This is a genomic window from Mesorhizobium sp. P2_F5 (genome assembly GCF_056403715.1).
This window is the reverse complement of sequence record NZ_JBFUEY010000003.1, coordinates 469,132-492,260: the sequence shown is the minus strand read 5'-3', so window position 1 is coordinate 492,260 and position 23,129 is coordinate 469,132. Positions and strand designations below refer to the sequence as shown.

Here is a 23,129-nt window from a genome sequence, read left to right as displayed (position 1 = left end):
ATTGCTTGCTCATCAGGCGACCCCGCCGAGATAAAGTTCGCGCATCAGCGACATGTCGCGCAATTCGGCGATCGGTCCTGAGACGACGATCCTGCCGTTCTGCATGAGATAGCCGCGTGACGCCACGGCGAGCGCCAGGCCGGCATTCTGCTCGACCAGCAGCACCGAGGCGCCGAAGCGTTCGCCGATGCCGAGAATGATCGCCTTGATCTCCTTGACCAGCAGCGGCGACAGGCCGAGCGACGGCTCGTCCAGCAACAGCACGCGCGGTCGTGTCATCAGCCCGCGCGCAATGGCCAGCATCTGCTGCTGGCCGCCGCTCAGCGAGCCGCCCCGGTCGCGGCGCTTGGTGGCGAGGATCGGGAAGAAGGCCAGCATGGTTTCGAAATCGGCCTCGACGGCGGCCTCGTCACGGCGGGCATAGGCGCCGAGGCGAAGGTTCTCCTCCACCGTCATGTCGACGAAGATTTTTCTCCCCTCCGGCACCAGCACGACACCGCGCCTGGCCATGACGTCGGCGGCAAGCCCGGTGACATCGGCGCCGTCGAAGGCGATGCTGCCGGCGCGTGGCTTGATCAGCCCGGCGATGGTCTTGAGCAGCGTCGACTTGCCGGCGCCGTTGGGGCCGAGGATGGTGACGATCTCGCCCTTGTCCAGCGTCAGCGAGACGCCGCGATTGACGATGGTCGGGCCATAGCCGGTGACGACATCGGAGACGGCAAGCAGGCTCACAGCTCGCCTCCGAGATAGACGTCGAGCACCCTGGGGTCGGCAAGCACCGCCTCGGTCGCGCCGTCGGCGATCTTGGAGCCGAAGTCGAGCACGGCAAGGCGCCGGCACAGCATCTGCATCAACTTCATGTCATGGTCGATGACGCAGACGGTGATGCCGTGGCCGGGAAGCTGGCGTACCAGCCCGACAAGCGCCGTGGTTTCGCGGTCGTTGAGGCCGGCGGCCGGCTCGTCGAGCAGCAGCAGCGACGGCCGTGTGGCCAGCGCCAGCGCAAGGCCGAGCAGGCGCAGGCTGCCGAAGGGCAGCACGCCAGCCTTTTCACCGGCAAGGGCGCTCAACCCCACAAAGTCGAGCAGCGCCTGCGGCATCGGCCATGGGCTGGCGGTGCCGGCGGCTCGCGCATGCTCGCCGGCGATCTGGACATTTTCCAGCACGCCAAGGCCGGCGAAGGCCATGGCCTGCTGGAAGGTGTAGCCGATGCCGGTTCGCGATATGGCATGCGGTGCGAGGCCGGTAATGTCGCGGCCACGAAACATCACAGTGCCGCCACTGGGTTTGTGGACGCCGGTGACGACATTGAACAGAGTGGTCTTGCCGGAACCGTTGGGGCCGACGACGCCAAGGATTTCGCCCTCCTCGATGGCGAGGTCGACGCCGGCAAGCGCGGTGACGCCGCCGAACTGTTTGCTCAACCCGTTGATCGCCAGGATCGGGCTCATTGCCGCGCCTCAGAAGGTGCGGCGTCGCGCTGGTCTGCCTCAGACTTCGGCTTGCCGGCGAACAGGCCGCGCAGCGCGCGCACGATGCCGCCGATCAGGCCGTCGGGCAAAAGCATGATCACCGCGATCAGGCAGACGCCGTAGACGATGCGCGATTGAACCGGGTCGAGGTTGAGCACCTCGGACAGGAAGGCGACTAGGATACCGCCGGCGAGCGGCCCCTCGATCAGCCTGGCGCCGCCGATCATCACCATCAGCGCGAGATAAATGCTGGGGAAGGAGGAGAATTGCGAGGGCGAGATATGGCCGAGGAAATAGGCGAGCAGCACGCCGGAAATGCCGGCAAAGACGCCGCTGACGACGAAGGCGCCGATCTTGTGCCGGCCGACATTGATGCCGAGCGACGCCGCCAGCTTTTCATTCTCCCGGATGGCGCGCAGCGTGCGGCCATAGGAGGAGTGGATGATGGCCCAGCTTGCCACCGCCGCTGCCGTGACGAAGGCCACCACCATCAGATAGTAGCGGGTAAGGTCGGTCATGTCGGCGCCGAACAAGGTGACGTGATCGGTCAGGTCGAGACCGGTCGCGGCACCCGTGTAGTCGCCGCCATTGGTGAGCACGATGGCTAGCAGCTGGCCGAACGCGAAGGTCATGATGACGAAGTGATGGCCGCCGACGCGCAATGAGGGAATGCCGACGATCATGGCAAACAGCGCGCTGGCAAGAGCGGCGGCGGGCAGTGCCAGCCAGAAACCGACGCCGAAGTCGCGCGCAAGGATCGCTGCCGCATAGGCGCCGACGCCGACCAGGGCGGCATGGCCCATCGACAGGATGCCGGTCTGGCCGAACAGCACCGACAGGCCGTAGAGCGCAATGACGTTGATGCCGGCCGAGATCGCCAGCGACAGGAAGCGGTTCGAGGGCGAGGCGAGCGGCACCAGCGCGATCAACGCCAGGATGACCAGCACGGGAAGCAGCGAGCGCAACGCCTTCGGGGCGATGCTCATGACGCCATCCTCGGTCCGCTGGTGCCGCCGAACAGGCCATGCGGGCGTACGATCAGCACCAGGATCATCAGCACGAAGGAGTAGGCGTCGGTCCATTGCGAGAAGCCGTAGCCGGCACTGAAACCTTCGACGATGCCGAGGATGAGGCCGGCGGCGACGGCGCCGTAGATGTTACCGAGCCCGCCGATCAGCGCCACGGCAAAACCCTTCATAACCATGGTGCCGCCGGTGAAGGGGGTGATCGGGAACAGCGCGATCAAAAGTGCGCCGCCGAGCCCGGCCAGTGCGCTGCCGAGCACGAAGACGCCGGTGATGTAGCGGCGCACCGGAATGCCCATCAGCGCGGCGGTGTCGCGGTCCTCGACGCTTGCCCTCAGCGCGCGGCCATAGCGGCTGGCGGTGATCATGCGGAAGCTCAGCGCCACCACGGCGATGGTGATCAGGATGACCATGACGCGCACCGAGGCGATGCGCACGCCGCCGACCTCCCAGACGGTGGTCAGCGGGCGCGGAATGCTCTTCTGGTTGGGGTTCCAGAACAGCACGACGACATGCTGCAGGACGACGATGAGGCCGAGCGAGACGATGAAGCCGTTGGTCGGTCGCTCCAGCGTGAAGCGGAACAGGCCGCGCTCGAGGATGTAGCCCATCAGCCCGACGGCCAGGATCGCCAGCACCGCCGCTACGGGGAAACCAAGCCCGGCGCTGACGGCGAGCCAGGTGACGATGCCGCCGATCATCAGGAACTCGCCATGGGCGAAGTTGATGATGCCGGTGAGGCCGAAGATCAGCGTCACGCCGATGGCGATGAGTGTGATGACGCTGGCGATGGAAAGGCCGTTGAGGATTTGCTGGATGAAAATATCCACGGCGATCGAGACCTGCTGCATTTCAGAAAAGAAAAGCTGGCGGCGGGTGGCGCCGCCAGCTTGTGATGATGCCTTAGCTCTTCGGCGCTTCGGCCGGCGGCTGCTGCATCGAACAAGAGATATCGCCGCCGGGTGCTGCCGCGCAGACCTCCGTCGCGTGGGTGACCTGATGCGTCGGGTTGAAGGTCAAATCATCCGAGACCACGCCCTGATGGTGGAGGCTGAGCAGCGCCTCGACCGTATTGTCCGGATCGAAGCTGTCGGCCTTCTGCCAGGCTTCGACGAGGAAGTGGACATAGTCGTGGTAGAGCAGCGACACCGACGAGGTCACGCCATGCGGTGCGCCGGCAGCGAAATAGGCGTCGAAATAGGCCTTGGACTTCGGGTTGGACGATTCACCCCAGCACACCGGCACGCAGCTCATCGCCACCGGCACATCGGCGGACAGCTGCTTTTCCTTCCAGATGCCGGGGTCGACGCCGAACAGGAAGTAGCTCTTGGCCGCGCCCAGTTCGACCGCCTGTGGCAGCGCGGTGAGCGTTGAATCGCCATTGTACCAGAAGTGGATGACATCCGGATTGAGGCTCTTGGCCCGGGTCAGGAAGGGCGAGAAATCGGTGGTGTCAGGCGGGTAGAAGATGATGTCGGGAACGTCCTGGCCCTCGGCCTTCAGCGCCTTGAAATAATAGGACGACAGGAACTGGCCGRTGGCGTCATTGCCGACGATCATCACCGACTTCTTCGGCTTGAAGCCGAGCAGCGGCTCGAGCAGGGTCAGCACACCGCGCGCGGTCGATCCGGAGCGCTGGAATTCCTGCGGTTCGGACTGGAAGAGATAGTGATCCTCGCCGCCGGGCTTGACCGAGTCCGGCGTCAAGATTTTCGCCAGCGTCGAATTGCCGGCGAAATGGATGATCTTGGCCGGCTGGGTGATCTTGGCCATGGCCAGCGTGAAGTCATGCGTTTCCGAGCCGAAGATCGCCTGCACCTTGACGTCGCGCACCAGCTCCTGTGTGGCGGCGATGGCAGTAGCGATATCGGTGCGGTCGTCGCGCTTGACCATTTCGAGCTTGTAGGTCTTGCCGCCGACCTTGAAGCCGCCGGCATCGTTGATCTGCTTGACGGCGAGGCCGACGCCTGCCGGCAGCGTATGGCCGGCGGAGACGAACGAGCCGGATTCAGCGGCGACGACGCCGATCTTGACGATGTTGTCTTCGGCCAGGGCTGGATGGGCAAACGCACCAAGGCATAAGGCCGCTGACGCGGCCAGTTTCAGAACGGTTTTCAACTTGAGATCCTCCCGACTTCAAATCATTGCATTCTTACCGGGTTGTCATACAACCCTGTAATCTGGTAAATCTTACCGAAGGGGATGTCAATCGCGTTGCCATGCGATATGAGGCTTCCCGAAAATCGGAATCATGGAGCCGGTATCGCCGGCCAAGCCGCAGTCAGGAACAGCGAGATGCATTCACGGAAATTTGGCCGGACCGGCCGTACTGTCAGCGAGATCGGCTTTGGCGCCTGGGCGATCGGCGCCGCCTGGGGCGAGGTCAATGACGACGATGCCATTGCCGCCCTGCATGCGGCGCTCGACGCCGGCGTCAGCTTCCTCGATACGGCCGACGTCTACGGTGACGGCCGTTCCGAAAAGCTGATCGCCAGGGTGATGAAGGAACGCGGCGGCGCGCGCCCGTTCATCGCCACCAAGGCCGGACGGCGGCTGCCGAAGCAGAGCGTCGAAGGCTACAGCCTCGAGAACCTGACCGGCTGGATCGACCGCAGCCTGAAATACCTCGAGACCGACACGCTCGACCTGGTGCAGCTGCACTGCCCGCCGACCGATCTCTATTACCATCCGGACGTGTTCGAGCGTCTCGACAAGCTCACAGAGCAGGGCAAGATCCGCAATTACGGCGTCAGCGTCGAGCGCGTCGAAGAGGCGCTGAAGGCGATGCAATATCCCGGCATCGTCAGCGTGCAGATCATCTTCAACGCCTTCCGCCAGCGGCCGGCCGAACTGTTCTTCGACCAGGCGAAAAAGAATGATGTCGCCATCATCGCCCGCGTGCCGCTGGCCAGCGGACTTTTGTCGGGCAAGTTCAAGGCGGACACCAAGTTCGAGAGCACGGACCATCGCCTGTTCAACCGTAGTGGCGAAGCCTTCGATGTCGGCGAGACGTTTTCGGGCGTGCCCTATGAGGTCGGCCTGGCGGCGGTCGAGAAGATCCGGCCGCTGGTGTCGGGCGATACGACGATGGCGAAATTCGCGCTGCGCTGGATCCTGATGTTCGACGCGGTGACGGTGGTCATCCCCGGCGCCCGCAACCCGGCACAGGCGGTTTCCAATGCGGAAGCGGCGGAGCTTGCGCCGCTGTCGGATGCGCTGATGGCCAAGGTGAAGGCGATCTACGACCAGGGCATCAAGCCTTACGTGCATCAGCGCTGGTAATGAAATGCCTGCAGCCTTGACGAGACCTTGGGCTCGTCAAGGGCGGGGCCCAGCCGAAGAGGAAGCTGCTCTGCGGCGCTGTACAGTTGGTCGCCGCTGTCCTGGCCGCGCGCGGTGGGCCGCCGTCCATGAACGCCAAAACTAGGGCGGTGTCAGGACGTTGAAAATGGCGACGCCGACGACCGCACACAAGACTGTGACCCCAAGTCCTCCCGCGATGATGCACCACCAGGCGCGGCCATTTCCCTGAAGCATGGGATTCAGTTTCAGCATCCGTCGCGCCCGCACTCCTTGGTAAAGCGCATAGGAAGATCCGAAACCGGCGAGCCAGACAATGGAATATACGATGCCGCGTGTGAGCATGCTGTTGAGCCTGGCTTGCTCGATCGTCAAACTTGCATTCTCAGTATCCATGCTTCGCCCCTTTTGCGAACCGCCTGTTGCGGTTGGCTCGTGCGTTTGTTGTCGAGCCGTTTTTGAGATTTGTCGAGACGTTCGGAGAGGCCTCGCAACACGCGCCCATACTTCGCCTTTGCGTATCTGGCCTTGGCGTATATTTCCCTGCTTGAAAATTGGGGATTGACAATCATCCTACTAGTAGGTAGGTAAGTTCCATGAGCAATCTTGTGATGACCTCCGATCAGATCCTGGCGTCGGCGCGAAACTTCATCGTGGCGGGCGGCTACAACGGATTCAGCTATGCCGATATCGCCGGCGAAGTGGGAATCCGGAAGGCGAGCATTCACCATCATTTCCCCAGCAAGGTCGACCTTGTTCGCAGCCTTGTGGCGCGCCATCGCGAGCGTACCGAGGTCGGCATGGCAGATCTGGAAGGTAAATTCCCTGACTCGCTTGCACTGCTTCGAGCCTATGCCGGGCACTGGGCGAAATGCATTGAAGACGCGAGCGTCCCGTTTTGCGTTTGTGCGCTGCTTGCCAGTGAACTCCCGGCACTCCCGCCGGAGGTTGCCGTCGAAGTGCGGACCTACTTTCGATTTCTGTCGTCCTGGTTGACCAAGGTCATGGAGCGGGGCGCCGAACAGGGGGCACTCAAATTCGCCGGCTCTGCCGGGCTGGAGGCTGAGACCTTCATGGCGACTGTCCATGGCGCGATGCTGTCGGCGCGTGCCTATGGCAACCCTGCCGTCTTTGACGCCATCCTGACGCCGACCGTGCAGCGTCTATCGGCGAAGGTTCACTAACAGGGAATTTGCACGACTGAAGGGCAAGCCCTCCACCGACTCCCCGCAACGTGTTCATCTCGCCTACCTTCTAGTAGGTATACCAAGCCAAGCACGAAAGGAAAATCACAATGCTTGCCAAGACGAATGAAACCAACCTCGTCCAATCATCCTGGCTGAAGAGCTACTATTTCACACGCTTTGCCGTGGCGGCCGCCTGGGTCTTGCTCGCGTTCACGGTCGCCAAGGCAATGCCGTCCCTGGCAGCCATCATGCTGGTCGCCTATCCCGCCTGGGATGCGCTGGCCAACTTCGTCGACGCCCGGCGTAGCGGCGGCTTGAGCCGCAACAAGACGCAGCTGCTTAACTTCGTCATCAGCATCGTCACCACGGTCGCGGTCGCCATCGCTCTCGGCAAAAGCATGAATACGGTGCTGGCGGTGTTCGGCGTCTGGGCGGTGCTGTCAGGCCTTTTCCAGCTCGCCACCGCGATCCGACGCTGGAAGTCCGGCGCGCAGTGGGCAATGGTGCTGAGCGGCGCCCAGTCGGCGCTGGCCGGCATTTTCTTTGTGAAGATGGCGGGCAGTGCGGAGGCGATCGACATCACCAATGTCGCGCCCTATGCCGCCTTCGGCGCCTTCTACTTCCTGGTCTCCGCCGTCTGGCTGACGGTGAGCGACGCTAGGCGCAAGTCGGCACAGGCAGCTGGGTGAAGGTATCGCACGGCTGGCGAGGATGGGATGGCGGCCTTGCCGATTGCGCCGCACCGTTCAGCGACCGAAGTGACATGGCCTGGCTAGCGTTCATCGAGGCGGTCTGTTGGCCGTGGCGAGACTTTTCCGTTGGAGCTGCGGCGCTGGCCAATGTCGCTGAGTTGCTCGTCTGTCAGCTCGCGCAGCATGCGCGAGCTTTGGCGCCTCTGCATTTGGAGCCAAAACCAGCGAAGCATCATCTGCCATGCTCGCACCAAGCGAGGCGTATTGGGTAGCCGCGCTTTCACGTCAGAGGATTTCAAAGACCTCATATTCGACACCGCTTGCCGTCCGGCCACCGCTGGCGACCGATACAATGCTGTTGAGCCAGGCATGGGCCGGCGCAGCGGTCTCGAAATATGGCGTTGTGCGTAGATAGTATTCGGATGCATCGACCAACTCTCCGCGTGCCAGGCGTTCGTCGATGGCCTGAGACGCGCGCCTGACGCCGCGATAGGTCATGATGATCAAGCCGCCATCGTTGGCGACGAGAAGCAGCCTGACATCCTGTTGGAATGTGCCGTCCGCTCGGCCGAGAAGCAGATCGGACCCGATGAGCGGCGAGACTGTGCCGCTAATGCGCTCGCCCTCGAAGTTTCCGCCCGAGACCGCGAAAATACGTCGGCCGCCCGCCGGCGTGTGCCCAAGATCCATGACCGGGTGAAGCGTCATGAAGAGGGTAAACAAGTGTCTTGATTGCAGCGACATGAAATGCCTCCTAGTTTCGAGGCCGGCATCTACACCAGTGCGCGTTTCTCAAAAAACGCGCTCTTCTTGTCGCTGTCACAAGGAAAACTAATCATGCGGCCCTCCCTGGAATCCTTGCGCATTCTCGAAGTATGCGTTGCGACCGCCAGCTTTGCGCGGGCGGCCGAACGCCTTTTCCTGACGCCTGCGGCTGTTAGCCTGCGTATCCGCTCGCTGGAGGCCGAGCTTGGGCAGCCGCTTTTTGTACGCGTTCATGGGCGCGTTGTGCCGACACCTGCCGCCGCCGCGCTGGCAAGCCGGGTTCGGGAATCACTCGCCGGAATAGCGGAGGCGGTCGACCGATTTCAGGCGGCGACGCCTCCTCTAAAGGTGACCGCACCACCCACGTTCGCATCACGCTGGCTCGCACCGCGTCTACCGCACTATCCTGAGTCGGGACCGGCCGGCATCGAGCTAGATGTCTCGACGGATATACGCGATCCCAACGCATTTGACGTCATCATCAGAACGGGTCGTGGTGGGTGGACCGGCCTTGAGGAACACCGGCTCATCCCGGTGGACGTGACGCCAATGCTGGCGCCGTCCCTGCTCGGAGCGCATTCGCTTGCAGTTCCGGCGGAACTGGTCGATTTCGAGCTCTTGCCGCATCCCGACTGGGAACAATGGTTCATCATGGCGCACGGCGAAATCCCGTCGGCCATACGGTTCGCCGCAGTCGATTTCCCGACCCATGAACTCAATGCCAATGCCGCATTGGCAGGTGGTGGTGTGGCACTGCTGTCGCCCACCCTGTTCGGTTCTTTGTTGGCCCAGGGCCTTCTGGTCGCCCCCTTCCGTCACGTGCTGAGCGGTCCTGCCTGGCACTATGCGCTGATGCGCGTCGACGACCGCCGCACGGCTCCGAGGCATTTCTGCGCCTGGCTGTGGGAGCAGGCCGGCAATCCGCCATGAAGATGGCGAGCGCGGCACAGGCCGCTGTGTGAGAGCTTCGCACGTTCGAAACGGCATTCGCGCCGCCTGGGCGCCCTCAACAGGTGAGTTGAGTTTCCTGGCCGCGGTCGTATGTTCGTGACTGCGGTGGAGGATAACAAGTGACCATTCGAAGCAAGGCCACGGAGGCTGGCATTCTGCGGCCATCCGAACTCGACCTGTTGGGGCGTGTATTCCAGCAGCTTAAGCTCGACGGTCAATCGCCAGAAGCACGCGACGCTCTCGCATCCCGGATTATCGCGAACTATATGGCCGGCGTGTTCGACGAAGCCGAGCTCGTCACTCTTTCGAGGCAGCCGCTCGGCCGGTAGTGCGCTTCCATCCCGCGTGCCGGAATGAAGGGTTTCGGTTCGTCAACTCAGAGGAACAAGGCAATGCCGACTGACCCACCAATAGAGCGACGGTCGCATATCCGTGACCTTGTTCTGAAGGAAGCGACAATCCACGCCGGCGACGCCACTATCAATTGCCTGGTTTGTAACCAGCACGCTCACGGTGCGGAGTTACGGGTGAAGGCCGACATCGCAATTCCCGACCGTTTCGTGCTTCACGTGCCTGTAGATCATACCAGTTATCGCGCCGTGGTGCGGTGGAGACGGAAGGAGCGACTTGGCGTGCAACTCGATTCGGGAAGGCAGACATAGATGGCGGTTGCCAAGTCCGCGTGGCGTGCCGCTCAGCGCCGCAATGGAAGGTTGCTGGATGTGCCGGGTATCAGAACCTAATTATGCCTTGCGATTGGAGAAGGTAGGGAACACCAAGATTGCGATCCAGTCGGCTCATAAGGCGATCCTCATTAGCATGAGCTTGGTTGCGTCCGTCAACGCGCAAGCCTCGCCCCGCAACAGAATGATCCTTAGACCTGACGACCCCGCACCGCTTGCGTTGACGCGCACAAGATAAGATCATCTACGCGCGTTTCTGCAGTGGGGTGGGGAGCAATGGATCTAGACGGCCCGCAGAAGAAGATGTTGCGGCGTGCGTTGCTTGCGGCGTTCGACCGGGATTCGCTGAACAGGTTGCTTCGCGACAAAGGCCATCAGAGCCTCGAAGAACTGGTCAAAGACAATCCGTTCCGAGATGAAGTGTTCGACCTGATCGAGGTTGCACAAAAGGAGGGATGGCTAAACGTTCTAATTGGCGACGCAGAGCAGGAGTCGGCCAATCCCAAAATAGCAAGCCTTCGTGCAGACTTGGCTATTGTCCACGTCGCGGAAGGGGACTTACCGAGGCTCGTTGAGGGTTCGTTGGAGCGGACCGTCAGTAAGGCTGCGGGGTTTGCGAAGTTCGATGATTGGTTGGAGAAGATCACGGAGCGTCGCGGCTGGGTCTGCCGGATTGAAGATCCTCGAGACTCTCGGAAGGCCTTGGGAACTGGGTTCCTCGTCGGTCCCGATCTAGTCCTAACCAACTATCATGTGGTTATGGACTATTTGCCCGGACCAGATGGCCGCGCCCCGAAATCAGATACCAGTCAGCTTGCCTGCCGCTTCGATTTCTCAACGGAGCAACCTCAAATTGATGGGAACGTGGTTCCCGTCGTAACGGACTCGCCTTTTCTCTCGTTCGCACCATTCAGTCGCTTTGACCCTGGCGACGCGGGTGGTCTCCCGGTTGTTGGGGAAGCGGACTATGCCCTGCTGCGGATCAGTAGGAAGATCGGAGACGAAGGCAAACGCAAATGGGGTAGGCTCTCAAACATGGTGCCGCGGCCGGCGTCGCCAGACACCCTGATCATCCTTCAGCATCCCGAAGGCGCGCCACTCAAACTTGCCATAGGCACTGTTCTGCGCCTCAACCAAAACGAGACACGACTACTCTATAGTACAAATACTGAGGGGGGCTCTTCCGGGTCGCCGTGCTTCAATTTCAATCTCGAACTCGTCGCCCTTCATCATGGTGGCGACCCTGATCACTCGCGGAGTGCTGAATTCAACCAAGGCGTTCCGGTTGAACGGATCCTGGATCATATTCGCAAAAATCCGAAGCTGGATCAGGCAGTTAAGACAATTTTATTCATTCAGCCCCCGGTAAATCCTGCAGCGGCGCTTGAGGTGAATAAGCCACTACCTTCGCCGCCGACTACGCCAAAGCCGTCATCGCCAAGGAATATCCCCTCTGATAGGCAATTTGAGGATGCGATGAGGAGTTCGCCAGGATCGGTCAGAAATGTCGTCAATGCTGCGTATGCTGTCCTTGCCATTTCGGCATTGTTACTATCGTGGAAATTCGCGCCTGGAGTTCTTTGGCCGACGGCTATCGCCGTATTTTTACTTGGTTTCATAGTTTATCTAGCCGCAAGAGGTGCAACGGGACCTGGCTCTTCATCCCCAGCTAGAACGGTGTCCTGGTTCGTAATAGCCGTTGTGGTGGTCGTGACATCCCTCTTCATTTCGGCAGCGTTTTTCAGATGGCCGCCTGGCGGCACCGAGTTATTGGCACGCATACTAAACCAGCCAGGCTGGATGGGACCGGACGAAACCACGACAGTTACCGTGCGATCAGCCGCTGACATCCCTCCAATCGTATTTGCCACAGCGGAAGGCAGCGGAGAATTCGACCGGTCTGTATATCTGTCGAAGCTGCCCGCAATAAAGCTGGATCCCGGTGCAAAAATTGAGATCGGCGGGCGAGAGGTCTTGTCTGCTTCAAGCCTCGATCTCAACAACGGGACAATTATTACAAACGGCGACTTTTCGATCGAAACGCTCAACCTCATCGGCAACGGCGGAGTGATAAGAGCGCGTGCTAGTGATGGAAAGGTGCCGTTTGGCAGTTTAGGAGGCGCAGGGGATATCACTTTGATCGTGCATTCAAAGCTAGGAGGGAAGTTCTTGGTGGATGCTTCCGGGCGATCAGGGGCTGACGGGGCTCAGGGGACCCCCGGCGTGAACGGTGCACCCGGCGCGGAAGGTGATCATTCAAGCTCTCGTGTTTTTTGCGACCGTGGGCCTGGACGAGGCCAGGACGGAAAGCCTGGCGGGAATGGCGGCCCCGGCGCCCCGGGCGCGGATGGTGAAGATAGTGGTATCATCAGAATTGTAGTAGGTGACCAAAAGGTTTTCAGCCGACCTGGAAACTTGGTTGTGTCTGGTGGGAAAGCTGGCATGGGGGGGGCCGGCGGCATGCCCGGCCAAGGTGGCGATGGTGGGAACGGCGGGGCTTCCGGAGGCGCGTGTACTGGACGAGGCGCCCACGGCAGTCAGGGACCCTCTGGTAACCCGGGCACTCCCGGAGCCAATGGAAAGCCAGGAAAGGATGGACAGGTGATAGTGGAGCAGGTTGGCCAATAGGGGTGTTTGTGCACGACGAATTGCTGTCGCGTCCTTTCATGTGTCTAGAGCCAAACGTCTGATCGTGTAGGCGGCAGACGACCAGGCCAGATCGACGCGCTCACCTCAGTACCCACCAAACAATGGCGGCACACAGCAAAAACACGAGCGCGGCACACGTAATCAATATACCTCTTCGCGATTGCCATCCTGGCGGCTCAGCCGGCACAAGCGTGAATTGCCGGGCATGCTCCGTAGCGATTTTCAGGAGGGATGAAGCCGTTTCGCGCGGCGTCCACCCTTGCGCTTCCGAGGCAGTCACCAGCGCTGCGAATGCGGCTTCCAAGGCGACTTCACAGTTTGCCTCCCGGTCTGGGCTATCCTTTGGCAATATGGGTGGTTCGACGGCTCGGGACATGCAGACAAATCGGCTGGCCGATAAAAGGTTCCCCGCGTGATCAGGGGCAACCTGTCGATCAGCTGGCAAGGGTCAGCAATCATTCACCGTTTGTTGACCATATTAGGCCACGCTCATAAACGGACATGCTAGGTAGCCCGTACATGCCTAAGGCCCCAGCGCATCGACCCAGCGCCGGGGCCTTTTTAGTTTTTCGCCCCTCCAGCTGGGTAGCGCCCTATACAGGCCTGCCAGCGGCCAATGCGCCTCTATCACCTTGGGCGAGGCGTCCAGCCGTTCCATTGCTCATGCAAAGGCTACTGCTGGTCTACAATCGCTTGAAGTCCGCAAGCCCCAACCGTATTCGCTGACCTTCCGCATAGGCCAGAGCGAACGATTCCAGATCGAATGATCGGGTCAGTTCCTGGTCATCCTCGACCACGCGGACGAACCATTCGCCGCAGGCCTCGATCACTTCAACACAGGGGCAAACCCAGACGTTGAATGTTACATCATCCATTTCGCACTGCCTCCCGCGCAATGTGGACAATCACGAATTTATGGGACCGCCGAAATCAGTTCTTCACGTAACAGAAGTCTTTAGGGTCTCGACCAAACTCAACCGAGGACCCGCGCCCTCTCCCTACACGGAAGAAGCGCGCAGGCCGCCGGCTACCCCACCCCGCCAAGCAATGGGATTATCTGCAGAGGGACCGTTGCCCGCAATAAAGTTTGACATAGTGGGACGAAAATCCTGCGACGAGGCAAATCTCGCGATAACCCACCCACCTTTGCGATCAGCGGGTCCAGCGCCTGCGGGACGACTGCGGACGAACATCGCAACATCGCACGCGGCAGGAGCATGGTCGCGGATCAAGCAACCCTTGTCAAAGTTGCGTTGCCGGTCTGGTGGTCAAGCTGGCCTTGGTTTGATAACGGTGGCAAGTACGATGCCGGCGACGATGAAGGCCGCACCGACCAGATCGTAATCGTGCAACTCCTCGCCGAGCAGAAGATAGGCGAGCACAGCGACGAACACCGTCTGCAGGTAGAGCAGCATGCTCGCCCGGCTCGCGCCGAGCGTTTCCACGCTTTTGTTGTAGAGATAGTACATCAAGGCGCCACCGGGACCTGCCAGATAGGCGAGCGCGAGAATGCTGTGGACGTTCATGCCGGAGCGTTCGTCGTTGAACAATTCCCACAAATGGAAAGGCAAGGCGACCAGCGCACCGGCGCCGAGCAGCAGCACGACCATCGGCAGGAGTTCGATGCCGAATTTGGCACGGCGCAAAAGCACGGTGTACAGGCCCCAGCAGAAGGCGCTGCCGACGATCCACAGCTCACCGGCGTCGAACTTGAGTTGCAGCAGCGCCGTCAGGTTCCCGTGGGCAACGATGAAAATCACCCCGGCGAGCGCAACCAGCGCGCCAAGCGACTTCCACAGCCCGAGCGGCTCGCCAAGCACGAAACGGGCGAGCACCATCGTCATGACAGGCGACAGCGCCATGATGATACCGGCCGTGGTGGCGTCGGTGTCGTTGAGGCCATGGTAGATCATACCCTGGCACAGCGTTAGGCCGATCGCCCCCACGGCGATGACCTCCGCGGCGCGCATGCGCAAAAGCCCGATCATCGCGTCGTGATGACGGTGCACAATCGGGAGCAGGATGGCGCAAGCAAGCGTCAGCCGCCAGAAGCAGAGGCCCCAGGGCGGCATCTCGGGCGCCACCCATTTGGCCGCGATATAGACACCAGCCGAAAGCAGCCAGCACAGGACGGCAGCGGGATAGCCGGTCAAGGAGGATATGGGCCCGACCTCGGGTTGCGCGGCTTCATGCGCTATCGGCATTGCCTGCATGTCATGCCCTCTCCCTCGATGACGTATGCCCGACGGGGCAACATAGCCTGCGTCGTTAGGTTGTGCATCCGTTTTGAAAGGATGAGGCGTCGCCAGGACGCCGAACGCAAACCCAAACGTCAGCAGCCAGGCCGAGAAATTGGCCCACATGACACCTCTTTGAGCATGTTCGTGATCCGAAGCGTGGGAACGCAGATCAACATACTCACAGGCGGGAGGCTCCCGAGCGCGGTTTCACGGTTAAGAGAGCGTGAGGCGGAAAATCTGGAGCCTGCAAACCGCTAAATGCATGTATTCGACCCTGCTAACATTGCCCGGCAGTCGAATGGGTCTAACTATCGTGAGGCAACGGGGGGAATCAGGTGGCCGCCAATCGTCGAAACGACATCCCATCGCCCGAGCAAGGGCTAGGACGCATTCTGGCGGCCGGGACTGCCCATCCGCGCACAGCTTTGCCCACCGTCGCAACTGTCGTCACGACGGTAGCTGCCTTGTATTTTGGTCGCGAGGTTTTTCTCCCCATCGCCGTCGCACTGCTTTTGACATTTGCGCTGGTGCCGATGGTCTCCGCACTGAAGCGTGTCGGCTTGCCTCGGCTGCCCGCAGTGCTTCTCAGCGTCATTGGAGCATTCGCGGCTTTGGGTTTGTTCAGCTTCATTGTTGCGACCCAGGTGAGCGAGCTTGCCCAGAACATTTCAGCCTACCAGACAAACATTCTGACCAAGGTGCGTTCCCTCAAGGAAACGGGCGTTGGTGGCGGCATCATTGCCAGGCTGAGCAGCGTGATCGAGCGCGTCGGCCAGGAGATCAACAAGCAGGACGTGGCGCCGCCTGTGGCGGACAAGCCCCGGCGCGAACCTGTTCCCGTCGAGATCGTCGCCCGAGAGCGACCGCTCGAGGTCTTGCAGAACATCATCGGACCGTTGATCAGCCCGTTGGCATCGGCTGGCCTGATCATCATCGTGGTCATCTTCATGTTGCTCGAGCGCGAGGATCTGCGCGACCGGTTCATTCGCCTGGTCGGCTACGGGGATCTCCACCGCACGACAGAAGCATTGCAGGACGCCGGCAAGCGGGTGGGCCGCTATCTGCTCATGCAATTGGTGGTCAACATTGTCTACGCAATACCCATTGCGATCGGGCTTTGGGTGCTCGGCATTCCCAACGCGCTGCTGTGGGGATTGCTGGCACTGGCGCTTCGCTTCGTTCCCTATATCGGCCCCGTGATAGGCGCGCTGCTGCCATTGTTCCTCGCCTTGGCCGTGGCACCCGGCTGGTCGCTCGTGCTGTGGACCGCTGCACTGTTCATCGTGATGGAACTGGTAACCGGCAATGTCGTCGAACCGTGGCTCTACGGTTCGCGCACGGGACTTTCCCCTTTGGCTATCATCGTTGCGGCGATCTTCTGGACATGGCTGTGGGGGCCGCTCGGCCTGGTCCTCTCGACGCCGCTGACAGTTTGTCTCGTCGTCCTCGGGCGACACGTTCCGCAGTTCGAATTTCTCGACGTCCTGTTTGGCAACGAGCCCGTCCTCGAACCTCACGCCCGGCTCTATCAGCGGCTCCTGGCCGGCGATCCCGACGAGGCCACTGACCATGCCGAGGAGATCCTCGAGGACAAGTATCTGATCGATTTCTACGACAAGGTCGCCATTCCTGCTCTCCTCTTGGGCGAGCAGGACCGCATGCGTGGCGTGATGGGCGATCAGCAGCAAAGGCAGGTGGCGGCGAGCGCCCAAATTCTTGTGGCAAATCTTGCCGACGATGCACAGGAAGAAGCAAGCGAGGAAGATGAGCCGACAGCCACCGCGGAAGGCAGCGCGAGCAAGGAACCAGATGGCGTCGATGAGGAAGAGATCGAGTTGCCCGATGGCAAGGACATGTCGGTGCTTTGTGCCGGCGGTCGCGGGGAACTCGACGATGCCGCTGCCGCCATGCTCGCTCAGGTGCTGGAGGTGCAAGGCGCAACAGTGGCGAAGGCAAGTTTCGTCGATATGGAGCCGGCAGGTATTCGTCGTCTCGAACTAGAGACGATCGACACCATCGTGGTCGGTTTCCTGAATCGCGACTCCCTCAAGCATGCTCGCTTTCTGGTCCGCCGACTGAAACGCGCCAAGGCAGGATTGAGAATTGGGATTGTGTTCTGGTCGGACGCGGAGCAGGGCGATGCCGGGCAACAAGGGCAAGCTGTGGCCGCCGACATCAGCGCCGATTTCGTAGCCAACGGCATGATCAACGCTGTGCTTGGCGCGCTGTCTCCAGCGCCGGCCGTTCCCCTCAAAGTGGTTTCGAAACGCCGCGATCGACGCCGTCCTGCTCCTCGAAAACGGGCCCCGGCTCAGGCGACGGCCGCAACAGCCTAGCCACGACGCTATGTCTCAGATTGCTGCGCCGGTGCTGGAGTGTCAGGTTCGATCGGCGGAGCGTCGATGGTGCGAGAGTCGCTATCGTGCAGATACTGCTCGGCCCATGGCAGGTTCATCAGCCACGGCTCCCGTCGCCCGATCCAGAGTTCACAGCCCAGATTGTTGCAGCTTTACCGTCAGCCCTACGTTATCTGATTAATGACGGTGTTCGACAGGGAGTTTTGACCAATTGAGCGTAGCATTTGCCAAGGAGGAAAGCGCCGAGGCAGCGGCGGAAACCATATTGCCGGCTCGGCCTATCTCCGATCGGATCAACCTCGTCACTGAGGCGGGGCTTAAGATGCTGCAGGATGAACTGGCTCGCGCCCAGCAAGCGCTCGAGGCCGCTAACATGCTGGAAGATGTCAACGAAAGGCGGCGGCAGTCGGCGGTTCCGGTTCGAGATATGCGCTATTATACCGAACGCGTCCGTACGGCTCAGCTTATGTCTGTGCCGACGTCCAATGAAGTGATCACCTTCGGTCACACCGTTACCTTCGAGCGTGATGATGGCCGCACTCAGACCTTCCGCATCGTCGGTGAGGATGAGGCCAACCCGTCTCAAGCTTCCATATCGCATGGTTCACCGGTTGCCATCGCGCTGATTGGCAAAACCGTTGGAGATATTGTCCATCTGGGCCAGCGCGAACTCGAGATCCTGTCCATCTCTTAGTTGGACATCGGGGGAAGGCGCACGACCGAATTGCCGTGGGCGCAACATGGTGGTTGCAAGGCGGCAACTCAGGACCAATGGCCGATAACGGACAGGCAGATTCTGGGGTGCGAAGAGCATAGCGGACGTTCCGCTCGGTGCGAGGGTCTCCGGCTGACAAAGCAGACTTTGGCCTCCGGTCGTTTGGAACTTTGCTTTTTCAGGTGGCGACAAGCGGCATTGTCGTACTAGCGTGCTTCGTCTGTTCGCCAACGGCAAACACAGCGCTCGCTTCGCTGACGATCGAGACGTGATCCTTGGCAGCCTTGCCAGCGGCATTGCCGTCGCCACGCATGATTGCGGTGACAATGGCATCGTGCTCCTGCCAGGATTTGGCGAGCCGCCCCGGCAGCATGAATTGCGCCCGGCGGAAGGGTGCCAGGCGGCCGCGCGTCATCACCGTCATTTCGTAAATATGCGTGTTGTGGGCGCCCCGGTAGAGCCGGCTATGGAACTCGGTGTTGAAGTATTCATAATCCTCCTCGGCGCCCAGCTGCACCAGCCGCGCCGAGCCCTGATGCTCGATCTCGAGCGCGCGGCGCTCGATGCTGGTCATGCGCTCGGCGGAAAAGCGGGCGCAGATCGCCTCCAGTTCGGCCATGCTTTCGAACATCGAGGCGAGATGTTCCTGCGTCACCACCGCGACGATGGCACCCCGATTGGGACGCCTTTCGACCAGACCCATGGCGCTGAGATGGCCGAGCGCCTCGCGCACCGGCGTGCGTGAGACGTCGAAGCGGGCGGCCAGCGATGCTTCGTCGAGCTTTTCGCCGGGACGCAGGAAGCCGGTGACGATGCGGTCGCCGATCGCCCTCACCATCTGATCGACCGTCGTGCCCGACCTGATCAACCTGCGCTTTCCCGACACGTCTCCTCCGTCCAGTCTTTTTGCAGGGTTGGCTCGCGGGCCAGTCCCGACTCGGGTCGCCTCACTCTATGCCTCTATTTTAATCTACATGTCAAACTGACTATTTCCAAGGCAAAAAGTGTATGCAATTGCCTTTCGCTTGTGCAGGCGTCATCGGCGTTTCCACTGATTTTATTGAATAAATTACAATTTTGGAACTGGCACATTGATTGCATGCACTTTCCTGAGAAGGCGTTAACCGATCCGGAAAAGGGTCCTACAGGGGAGCATAAGAGATGACCGACAGATTCATGCTTAACCGCCGCCAGCTGCTCAAGACCTCTGCCACAGGAGCAGCACTTGGTCTTGCCTCGGCAGCCTTTCCAGTCAGCAGGGCCTTCGCCGCGGCCGCCACGGTCGGCTTCATCTATGTCGGACCGAAGGATGACTATGGCTACAACCAGGCGCATGCCGAAGGTGCGGCGGCGCTGAAGGGCATCGAGGACATCACCGTTGTCGAGGAGGAGAATGTGCCCGAGACGGTCGATGTCCAGAAGACGATGGAATCGATGATCAATCTCGACGGTGCCTCGCTGATCTTCCCGACCTCGTTCGGTTATTTCGATCCCCACATGCTGGCCATGTGCAAGAAGTTCCCTGACGTGCAGTTCCGCCACTGCGGCGGCATGTGGGACAAGGCCAAGCATCCGATGAATGCCGGCTCCTATTTCGGCTATATCGGCATGGGCCAGTATCTCAACGGCGTCGTCGCCGGCCACACCTCGAAGACCAAGAAGCTCGGCTTCGTCGCCGCCAAGCCGATCCCGCAGGTGCTGCTCAACATCAACTCCTTCCTGCTCGGTGCGCGCTCGGTCGACCCGACCATCACCTGCCAGGTCATCTTCACCGGCGAATGGTCGCTGGCGGTCAAGGAAGCGGAAGCCACCAACGCTCTGGTCGATCAGGGCGCCGACGTCATCACCTGCCATGTCGACAGTCCGAAAGTTGTGGTCGAGACAGCCGCCGGGCGTGGAGCGTTCGTCTGTGGCTATCACGCCAACCAGAGTCCGCTCGCGCCTGAAAAATATCTCACCGGCGCCGAATGGAACTGGGCCAAGGTCTACAAAACGTTCGTCGACGACCTTACGGCGGGTACGCCGCTGCCCAACTTCACCCGCGGCGGCCTGGCCGACGGCTTCGTCAAGATGAGCCCGCTCGGCCCCGCCGTCGGCGAGCCGGCGCGCAAGCAATTCGATGCCACGCTGGCCGAGATGATGAAGGGCGGCTTTGCCGTCATCAAGGGTCCGCTGAAGAGCAACAAGGGCGTCGTCGTCGCCACCGAAGGCCAGGCCTTCGTCGAGACCGCCATAGAACTCGAGAGCATGGACTATCTTGTCGAGGGCGTCGTCGGCTCGACCGCGTGATGTAAGGGGAGCGGGCGATGGTGGACACGGTGGCAGGATCCGGCATGCCGGCACTGTTCGGCGCCAGGGGATATCCGCCGGCACTGGAATGGATTGCGCGGCGGGCGGAGGCCTTTGTCATCCCGCTCGCGGCGCTGATCGTCGGCATGGCCCTGTTCAGCCTGTTCATCCTGGCTGTCGGCAAGTCGCCGATCCTGCTCTACGAGACCATGTGGCGGGGCGGCTTCGGCTCCTGGTTCTCGGTGCAGAATTCGCTGTCGCGGGCCGCACCGCTGCTTCTGGCGGCGCTCTGCGTGGCGCTGCCGGCGCGGCTCGGCCTCGTCGTCATCGGCGGCGAGGGCGCCATCGTGCTTGGCGGAGTCGGAGCCGCTGCCATCGGCGTGGCGCTCAGCGGCGCGCCTTCCTTCATTGTCATTCTTGCCATGGGCGTGGCGGGCATGGCCGCCGGCGGCATCTGGATCGGTGCCGTCGGCGCGCTACGCCACTACAGGGCTGTCAATGAAACCATCTCCAGCCTGCTGCTGGCCTATATCGCCATCGCGCTGATGAACCAGCTGGTGGAAGGGCCGCTGCGCGATCCGGCCTCGCTCAACAAGCCGTCGACCCAGCCGCTGGCGGATATCTACCGCATCGGCAACATTCCGGGCATGGATGTGCATTGGGGGCTGGTCGTCGGCGTCCTCGCCTGCATCATATCCTGGGTGCTCATTGAAAAGACCCGCTGGGGGTTTGCCGCGCGCATCGCCGGCGGCAATGTGCGGGCAGCGCAAGTGCAGGGACTGGCTGTCGGCCCCTTGATCGTCGGCTTTACCGCACTAGCCGGCGGCTTTGCCGGGCTTGCCGGCATGCTGGAAGTCGCGGCGGTGCAGGGCAGCGCCAACGCCTCGCTCGCGGCCGGCTACGGCTACACCGGCATCCTCGTCGCCTTCCTTGCCCGCCATAATCCACTGGCCATCATTCCGGTCGCCATCCTGCTTGGCGGCATCGATGCCTCGGGTGGACTGATCCAGCGCCGCATGGACCTGCCCGACGCCACCGTGCTGGTGCTGCAAGGCATGATCTTCATCATCATCCTGCTCAGCGAAACCTTCTATGGCCGCTTCAAAGCCTTCAATCCTGATCTTTGGAAGCGGCCCGATCTCGTGCGGGGGACTGCCTGATGGATGCGACCGAGATCGGCCTCTGGGGCGTGCCGCTGGCCATACTGGGCGGCGCCATCCGTGTGTCGACGCCCTTCATCTTCGTCTCGCTGGGCGAGGCGATCACCGAGCGGTCCGGCCGCATCAATCTGGGGCTTGAAGGCACGCTCGTCTTCGGCGCCATGACCGCCTATGCGGTGGCGGTGATGACCGGTTCGCCGTGGCTTGGCCTGCTCGCCGCGGCCTTCGCCGGCCTCTGCTTCGGGCTGTTCCATGGCTGGATCTGCAAATTCCCCAGGGTTAACGACATCGCCATAGGCATCGCACTGATGCTGTTCGGTTCGGGCCTCGCCTTCTTCTTTGGCAAGCCGTTCATCAAGCCAAAGGCGCCCAATCTGCCGGCCATTCCCTTTGGCGGCTGGTCCGATACTCCGCAGGTGCAGGCGGCGCTCGACGTCAACGTGCTGTTCCTGATCGGCGCGGTGCTGTCAGTCATTCTGTGGTGGGCATTCCGCAATACGCGCGCCGGGCTGATTGTGCGCGTCGTCGGCGACAGTTCCGATGCCGCGCGCGCCATGGGCCTCAACCCCGACACGGTGCGGCTGCTTGCCACCGGCGTCGGCGGCGCGCTGGCGGGGATCGGCGGCGCATATCTGTCGCTCTATTATCCCGGCAGCTGGACCGAACGTATTTCGTCGGGCCAGGGTCTGATGGCGGTGGCGCTGGTCATCTTCGCGCGCTGGAACCCGCTCGGCTGCTTTGCCGCGGCACTTCTGTTCGGTGGCGCCGGTGCGCTAGGCCCCGCGCTGCAATCGGTCGGCGTCACGCAAGGCTACTATCTGTTCTACGCCGCGCCCTACATCCTTACCCTCATCATCATGATTGCCACTTCGTCGCCGACACGCTCGCTTGCGGGTGCGCCGGGCGAATTGTCGATCACCAAATGACTGGAGTTTTACCCGTGAACGCCAGAGCCGAAATCACCCAGCGCACGATCGACGCCGAGCCTTATGCGTGGCCTTACAATGGCGATCTCAGGCCCGACAACACGGCGCTGATCATTATCGACATGCAGACCGATTTCTGCGGACCGGGCGGCTATGTCGACCATATGGGCTACGATTTGTCGCTGGTGCGGGCACCGATCGAGCCGATCAAATCGGTGCTCTCAGCGATGCGGGCCAAGGGCTACACAATCATCCACACACGCGAGGGGCACCGGCCCGATCTTGCCGACCTGCCGGCCAACAAGCGCTGGCGCTCACGGCGCATCAATGCCGGGATCGGCGATCCCGGTCCGTGCGGGCGCATCCTGGTGCGTGGCGAGCCGGGCTGGGACATCATCCCCGACCTCTACCCGATCGAGGGCGAGCCGATCATCGACAAGCCTGGCAAGGGCTCGTTCTGCGCCACCGACCTGGAGCTGATCCTCAACCAGCGCGGCATCGAGAACATCGTGCTGACCGGCATCACCACTGATGTCTGCGTGCACACCACCATGCGCGAGGCCAATGACCGCGGCTATGAATGCATGATGCTGGAGGATTGCTGCGGGGCGACCGACCACGGCAACCATCTGGCGGCGATCAAGATGATCAAGATGCAGGGCGGCGTCTTCGGCACGGTGTCGAATTCGAAGGCGCTCGTTGCGCAGCTGCCGTGAGG

The 23,129-nt window shown here is 61.5% G+C and carries 23 protein-coding genes; 13 read left to right on the top strand and 10 right to left on the bottom strand.

Annotated features, from left to right (window positions below):
• Window positions 1-12: 12 nt before the first annotated feature.
• From AC1DYO_RS06330 to AC1DYO_RS06310, 5 genes are all read right to left on the bottom strand, one after another.
• Complete coding sequence (locus AC1DYO_RS06330) at window positions 13-732, bottom strand: ABC transporter ATP-binding protein (protein ID WP_477261355.1); 720 nt, start codon at window positions 730-732, stop codon at window positions 13-15.
• A complete protein-coding gene (locus AC1DYO_RS06325) occupies window positions 729-1,451 on the bottom strand; it encodes an ABC transporter ATP-binding protein (RefSeq protein WP_477261353.1) in 723 nt (240 codons plus the stop codon). Before AC1DYO_RS06325 ends, AC1DYO_RS06330 begins: the two co-directional genes overlap by 4 nt.
• Window positions 1,448-2,458 (bottom strand): branched-chain amino acid ABC transporter permease, encoded by a 1,011-nt coding sequence (locus AC1DYO_RS06320; protein WP_477261351.1) that lies wholly within the window; start codon window positions 2,456-2,458, stop codon window positions 1,448-1,450. The genes AC1DYO_RS06325 and AC1DYO_RS06320 overlap by 4 nt, the downstream gene beginning before the upstream one ends.
• Entirely contained in the window at window positions 2,455-3,327 is an 873-nt protein-coding gene (locus tag AC1DYO_RS06315; protein ID WP_477261349.1) for a branched-chain amino acid ABC transporter permease, read from the bottom strand. Before AC1DYO_RS06315 ends, AC1DYO_RS06320 begins: the two co-directional genes overlap by 4 nt.
• 73 nt (window positions 3,328-3,400) lie before the next feature.
• On the bottom strand, window positions 3,401-4,615 hold the full coding sequence (locus AC1DYO_RS06310; RefSeq protein WP_477261347.1) for an ABC transporter substrate-binding protein: 1,215 nt from the start codon (window positions 4,613-4,615) through the stop codon (window positions 3,401-3,403).
• Window positions 4,616-4,792: 177 nt separating this feature from the next.
• Between AC1DYO_RS06310 and AC1DYO_RS06305 the strand changes: the two genes are divergently transcribed.
• Window positions 4,793-5,779 (top strand): aldo/keto reductase, encoded by a 987-nt coding sequence (locus AC1DYO_RS06305; protein WP_477261345.1) that lies wholly within the window; start codon window positions 4,793-4,795, stop codon window positions 5,777-5,779.
• Between the two features lie 141 nt (window positions 5,780-5,920).
• On the opposite strand, the gene AC1DYO_RS06300 is transcribed toward AC1DYO_RS06305, so the two are convergent.
• Window positions 5,921-6,193, bottom strand: a complete 273-nt coding sequence (locus AC1DYO_RS06300) for a hypothetical protein (protein WP_477261343.1) — start codon at window positions 6,191-6,193, stop codon at window positions 5,921-5,923.
• Window positions 6,194-6,393: 200 nt separating this feature from the next.
• Between AC1DYO_RS06300 and AC1DYO_RS06295 the strand changes: the two genes are divergently transcribed.
• Both AC1DYO_RS06295 and AC1DYO_RS06290 read left to right on the top strand, forming a co-directional pair.
• The gene (locus tag AC1DYO_RS06295; protein ID WP_477261341.1) at window positions 6,394-6,981 is read left to right on the top strand and encodes a TetR/AcrR family transcriptional regulator; all 588 of its coding nucleotides are present in this window, start codon (window positions 6,394-6,396) and stop codon (window positions 6,979-6,981) included.
• Window positions 6,982-7,091: 110 nt separating this feature from the next.
• On the top strand, window positions 7,092-7,673 hold the full coding sequence (locus AC1DYO_RS06290; protein WP_477261339.1) for a DUF308 domain-containing protein: 582 nt from the start codon (window positions 7,092-7,094) through the stop codon (window positions 7,671-7,673).
• A gap of 288 nt (window positions 7,674-7,961) precedes the next feature.
• Here the strand turns inward: AC1DYO_RS06290 and AC1DYO_RS06285 are convergent, their stop codons facing one another.
• Window positions 7,962-8,420: a DUF3237 domain-containing protein gene (locus AC1DYO_RS06285; protein ID WP_477261337.1), complete on the bottom strand. Its 459-nt coding sequence runs from the start codon at window positions 8,418-8,420 to the stop codon at window positions 7,962-7,964.
• Between the two features lie 93 nt (window positions 8,421-8,513).
• Between AC1DYO_RS06285 and AC1DYO_RS06280 the strand changes: the two genes are divergently transcribed.
• From AC1DYO_RS06280 to AC1DYO_RS06265, 4 genes are all read left to right on the top strand, one after another.
• Window positions 8,514-9,371, top strand: a complete 858-nt coding sequence (locus AC1DYO_RS06280) for a LysR family transcriptional regulator (RefSeq protein WP_477261479.1) — start codon at window positions 8,514-8,516, stop codon at window positions 9,369-9,371.
• 140 nt (window positions 9,372-9,511) lie between these two features.
• Window positions 9,512-9,721 carry a hypothetical protein gene (locus tag AC1DYO_RS06275; protein WP_477261335.1) on the top strand — a complete coding sequence of 70 codons (210 nt, stop codon included), beginning with the start codon at window positions 9,512-9,514 and terminating at the stop codon, window positions 9,719-9,721.
• A gap of 24 nt (window positions 9,722-9,745) precedes the next feature.
• On the top strand, window positions 9,746-10,054 hold the full coding sequence (locus tag AC1DYO_RS06270; RefSeq protein WP_477261333.1) for a PilZ domain-containing protein: 309 nt from the start codon (window positions 9,746-9,748) through the stop codon (window positions 10,052-10,054).
• A gap of 297 nt (window positions 10,055-10,351) precedes the next feature.
• On the top strand, window positions 10,352-12,703 hold the full coding sequence (locus AC1DYO_RS06265; protein WP_477261332.1) for a trypsin-like peptidase domain-containing protein: 2,352 nt from the start codon (window positions 10,352-10,354) through the stop codon (window positions 12,701-12,703).
• A 704-nt stretch (window positions 12,704-13,407) separates the two neighbouring features.
• Here AC1DYO_RS06265 and AC1DYO_RS06260 read toward each other — a convergent pair.
• Window positions 13,408-13,599 (bottom strand): hypothetical protein, encoded by a 192-nt coding sequence (locus tag AC1DYO_RS06260; RefSeq protein WP_477261331.1) that lies wholly within the window; start codon window positions 13,597-13,599, stop codon window positions 13,408-13,410.
• A gap of 393 nt (window positions 13,600-13,992) precedes the next feature.
• Window positions 13,993-14,937 (bottom strand): DMT family transporter, encoded by a 945-nt coding sequence (locus tag AC1DYO_RS06255; RefSeq protein WP_477261329.1) that lies wholly within the window; start codon window positions 14,935-14,937, stop codon window positions 13,993-13,995.
• Between the two features lie 362 nt (window positions 14,938-15,299).
• On the opposite strand from AC1DYO_RS06255, the gene AC1DYO_RS06250 reads away from it, so the two are divergent.
• A complete protein-coding gene (locus AC1DYO_RS06250; RefSeq protein WP_477261327.1) occupies window positions 15,300-17,300 on the top strand; it encodes an AI-2E family transporter in 2,001 nt (666 codons plus the stop codon).
• Window positions 17,301-17,532: 232 nt separating this feature from the next.
• Window positions 17,533-18,015, top strand: coding sequence for a transcription elongation factor GreA (gene greA / locus AC1DYO_RS06245; RefSeq protein WP_477261325.1), 483 nt, complete (start codon window positions 17,533-17,535; stop codon window positions 18,013-18,015).
• Between the two features lie 199 nt (window positions 18,016-18,214).
• Here the strand turns inward: greA and AC1DYO_RS06240 are convergent, their stop codons facing one another.
• Window positions 18,215-18,874: a GntR family transcriptional regulator gene (locus AC1DYO_RS06240; protein ID WP_477261477.1), complete on the bottom strand. Its 660-nt coding sequence runs from the start codon at window positions 18,872-18,874 to the stop codon at window positions 18,215-18,217.
• 323 nt (window positions 18,875-19,197) lie between these two features.
• On the opposite strand from AC1DYO_RS06240, the gene AC1DYO_RS06235 reads away from it, so the two are divergent.
• Genes AC1DYO_RS06235 through biuH form a run of 4 tightly spaced genes read left to right on the top strand, consistent with a single transcriptional unit; the run spans window position 19,198 to window position 23,127 of the window.
• Entirely contained in the window at window positions 19,198-20,325 is a 1,128-nt protein-coding gene (locus AC1DYO_RS06235) for a BMP family ABC transporter substrate-binding protein (RefSeq protein ID WP_477261323.1), read from the top strand.
• Window positions 20,326-20,342: 17 nt separating this feature from the next.
• Window positions 20,343-21,485, top strand: a complete 1,143-nt coding sequence (locus AC1DYO_RS06230; protein WP_477261321.1) for an ABC transporter permease — start codon at window positions 20,343-20,345, stop codon at window positions 21,483-21,485.
• Window positions 21,485-22,411, top strand: coding sequence for an ABC transporter permease (locus AC1DYO_RS06225; protein WP_477261319.1), 927 nt, complete (start codon window positions 21,485-21,487; stop codon window positions 22,409-22,411). The genes AC1DYO_RS06230 and AC1DYO_RS06225 overlap by 1 nt, the downstream gene beginning before the upstream one ends.
• A gap of 14 nt (window positions 22,412-22,425) precedes the next feature.
• Window positions 22,426-23,127, top strand: a complete 702-nt coding sequence (gene biuH, locus AC1DYO_RS06220) for a biuret amidohydrolase (protein WP_477261317.1) — start codon at window positions 22,426-22,428, stop codon at window positions 23,125-23,127.
• Window positions 23,128-23,129 lie beyond the last annotated feature (2 nt).